This is a genomic window from Burkholderia singularis (genome assembly GCF_900176645.1).
GTDB classification, from domain to species: Bacteria; Pseudomonadota; Gammaproteobacteria; order Burkholderiales; family Burkholderiaceae; genus Burkholderia; species Burkholderia singularis.
The window spans coordinates 1-1,489 of sequence record NZ_FXAN01000015.1 but is presented as its reverse complement, the minus strand read 5'-3'; the positions used below and the strand labels follow the sequence as shown (position 1 = coordinate 1,489).

At 53.2% G+C, this 1,489-nt stretch carries 1 protein-coding gene; it reads left to right on the top strand.

Going from position 1 to position 1,489, the window contains the following annotated elements:
- Positions 1-891: AraC-like transcriptional regulator QhpR (gene qhpR, locus BSIN_RS02020; protein ID WP_143757270.1), on the top strand; the 891-nt coding region annotated here is incomplete at its 5' end.
- Positions 892-1,489 lie beyond the last annotated feature (598 nt).

Sequence of the window (1,489 nt, the reverse complement as noted above, 5' to 3'; positions counted from 1 at the left end):
TGGAGTTTCGTCGTGGCGAGCCTGCCATTCGTGACGGGCGCCTTCAGCCGGCTCAGCACGTTCAGGACGTGCTCTGCGCTGGGGCGTCCGCATCTTGGCTTGCTTGGATACATCGCACTGCCATCGCAGACTGTCGGCGACGCGTTTGAGAACATCAGCGAGCTGTTTCCACATCATCAGCAGCGGTCGCTGCTGCGTATCGTGCGCCAACGCGAGTTCAGTCGCATCGAGTACCGGATTTACGATAGTGGGATCATTGCACGTCGCCAAGATGCCGAACTATCACTTGGTATGTTCTTCAACATTCTCCGACACGCGCTTGGCAGCCAATGGAGGCCGCAAGCCATACACTTCGAGCACGCTCGTCCCGAGTCGTGGCTTGAGCACGAACGCTGCTTCGGCGCACCGGCGCATTTTTCTCAGTTGTGTAATGCGATCGTGCTGGATAGTCGCGAACTCGAAACGCCAATGCCGCGCGCGGACGTACATCTGCTTGCACTCATGCGGCACAACTTGGCAGGGCTTGGGCTCGCGAATGCGCAGAAAGCGCAGACGGCGTCTCTTGTCGAGCGCGTTTCGGCGGTGATTCGCTCGCGTATTGCCGATGGAGAGCCGACGCTCGACGATATCGCGCAGACGCTCAACATACCGAGCCGGACACTGCAGCGGCGGCTGCGCACGCACGGTTATACCTACCAGGAGATTCTGCTCGAAGTGCGACGCGAGGTGGCGCTCGGCTATTTGTGCGATCCGGACATTCCAATAACGGAACTTGCGTTCCTACTCGGGTACTCCGAAATCAGCGCGTTTTCACGTGCGTTTCACCGATGGTTCGACACATCGCCGAGCGAATGGCGGCGTGGGTATTTGAAAGCTCATGGGATCAGTTAGGAATAAATTTGTCGATTCCTGGGCTTATGTATTTGCTTGTACGGTTAATGTTGCGTGCAATAGCCAATAGTTGCTGAGTGTTAAATTGGTGAAAAATAAGAAAATATTCGTTTTTGGTTAATAACTGAATTGCGCTCGTGAGTTCGAATGATTGTCCCGGGATATCTGGTGCGTATTCGATAACCACTATGTAAAACTATGCCGACTACAATGCGATGTGGGCATGATTTTTTTTAACTTCTGTCGGTGACAACTGTATTTTTCTTCATCATGGCGACGTAGCAATATCCACCATCTCGCCACTCCTTGCGGCCCAAGGGAGCAATCTTACAGAGAAATAGTCTCAAGTATATCCAAGGGAAGGGGGGCTCGCAATGAGCGCACGATTTTTTTCGCATGATTTGTTAGAAATGCGGATGCGCCAGTGCTTGCTTGAGGTACTTCGGTCATCATCGTACACGATAGTCTACGGCACACGTCGAGCTTAATTCGAGGTGAGTTGACTCGACTTTCACGTCGATCAGCATGCAAGCCATGTCTGTCACAACGGCACGACTTTCCACATTTCATTCTGCGGCGGCGCACCATGAACCCGACA